1 protein-coding gene is annotated in these 2396 nt (G+C 40.7%); it reads left to right on the top strand.

Annotated features, from left to right (window positions below; all coding sequences use genetic code 11):
- The first annotated feature begins 15 nt into the window (after window positions 1–15).
- On the top strand, window positions 16–2232 hold the full coding sequence (gene purL / locus E1171_RS02710) for a phosphoribosylformylglycinamidine synthase subunit PurL (protein WP_187696207.1): 2217 nt from the start codon (window positions 16–18) through the stop codon (window positions 2230–2232).
- Window positions 2233–2396 lie beyond the last annotated feature (164 nt).

The raw sequence follows: 2396 nt of genomic DNA on the forward strand, positions 1-2396 counted from the left end.
AAAAATTTATAGATAGTGGAAAAGCAGACAGCAACCCTTGAGCAAGCCCTGGAATTGGGTCTTTTAGAAGAAGAATTCGAACAGATAAAGCAAATTTTGGGCCGGACGCCAAATTTCACAGAAGTTTGCATTTATTCAGTGATGTGGTCGGAACACTGCTCTTATAAAAACTCTATAAAATGGTTAAAAACCTTGCCAAAGGATTCTCCAAGAATGTTGGCCAAAGCCGGAGAGGAAAATGCCGGATTAGTTGATATTGGAGAGGGATTAGCCTGTAGTTTCAAAATTGAATCCCATAATCACCCTTCAGCCCTTGAGCCTTACCAAGGAGCAGCAACAGGGGTGGGAGGTATAAATCGGGATATTTTCACTATGGGAGCAAGACCAATTGCCCAATTAAATTCCCTACGATTTGGAAACCTTAATCTGGATAAAACCAAATGGTTGGTTAAAGGGGTAGTAAAAGGCATTGGTGATTACGGTAATGCTTTTGGAATACCTACTGTAGGTGGAGAATTGCAATTTGACGAATGCTACAACATCAACCCTTTAGTAAATGCTTTTTCAGCAGGAATTGTTGAAACTGGAAAGGTAGCTTCAGCAATTTCTTATGGAGCCGGAAATCCAGTATTTATTGTTGGTTCTGCTACCGGGAAAGATGGAATTCATGGTGCTGCATTTGCCTCTAAAGACATTACGGAAGACTCCATTGAGGACCTACCTTCGGTACAAGTTGGAGACCCTTTCCAGGAAAAACTTCTCTTAGAAGCCTCATTGGAGGTAATTGCAACGGGAGATGTTATTGGTATGCAGGATATGGGTGCTGCCGGAATTATCTGCTCCTCTTCTGAAATGAGTGAAAAAGGTGGGCATGGAATGGATATTTGGCTGGATAAAGTGCCTAGTCGACAAAAGAACATGAAGGATTGGGAACTTTTATTATCCGAATCACAGGAGCGTATGCTTGTTGTAGTGAAAAAAGGAGAAGAGGAAGGAATAAAAGCTATTTTCGACAAATGGGATTTGAATTGTGCCCAAATTGGTGTAGTAACTGAAGGTGGTCAATTAAAATTCTATATGAAGGATGAATTAGTAGCAGATGTTCCAGCCGAATCCCTAGTACTTGGAGGTGGTGCTCCCCAATATGAGCGAGAATACAGTGAACCTGCTTACTATCAGGAATACAAAAAGTTCTCTATTGACTCAGTAGAAGAGCCTGAAAATTACAAAGAAGTAGCTGAATTCCTATTGGGTCATCCTAATATTGCTTCCAAAAAATGGGTAGCCGAACAATACGATTCCATGGTGGGTGCTATGAACACCAGCACCAATGAACCTGCCGATGCTGCAGTAGTCCGTGTAAAAGGTACCGATAAAGCCATCAACATTACAGTGGATTGTAACTCCAGATATGTGAATGCCGACCCTGAAGAAGGATGTGCCATTGCTGTAGCGGAATCCGCACGAAATATTGTTTGTTCTGGAGGAGAACCTGTAGCTATCACCAACTGCCTAAACTTCGGTAATCCTTACAACCCTGAAGTTTACTGGCAATTCGTAGGTGCCATCAAGGGAATGAGTAAGGCTTGTGAAAAGTTTGGTACTCCTGTTACTGGTGGTAATGTTAGTTTCTACAACCAATCATCTGATGAAGGACCTGTATTCCCCACACCAACTATTGGTATGTTGGGTTTAATGGAAGACTATAAAGAAAAAATGACCCTCAACTTCAAAGATGAAGAGGATCTCATTTATTTAGTGGGAGAAGCAAAGAACTGTATCTCAAGCTCAGAATATCTTTATTCCTATCAGGAGGTAAAAGCCTCACCTTCCCCTTCTTTCGATTTAAATGAAGAATACAAAGTTCAGCAAGGAATCAAGGCTTTAATCCAGGAAAAAGTGATTGAGTCGGCCCATGACGTAGCGGATGGAGGACTTTTTATTACTTTGGCCGAGTCGGCAATGGCAGCAGGAAAAGGATTTGACATTAATACCAATGGAAACTTTCGAAAAGACGCTTTCTTATTTGGTGAAAGCCAAAGCAGAGTAGTGGTTAGTGTTAAAGAAGAACAAAAAAGCCGCCTAGAAGCTCTTCTAAAAGAAAATGGAGTAACCTTTAGCCGAATCGGAAAAGTGACAAGTGACAGCTTTAAGGTAGACGGTGAAAAATACCTAAGCACCCAGGAAGCAAGGAGTATTTATGAAAAAACCCTTCCAAGTGCTTTAAATTAAGAAAAAACATTTTTTCTGATACTCAACTAATTAACAATCACCCTTTCAAAAAAGGGTGATTTTTTAACTGCAGGGGTTTGAAAATTCAATTTAATGTAACACCTTTGCAATCCCAAAAGGGGAAACAGATTGAAATCCTGCCCGATGGTGTAACTGGCAACACG

It is taken from the genome of Xanthovirga aplysinae (assembly GCF_009711365.1).
Taxonomy (GTDB): Bacteria; Bacteroidota; Bacteroidia; order Cytophagales; family Cyclobacteriaceae; genus Xanthovirga; species Xanthovirga aplysinae.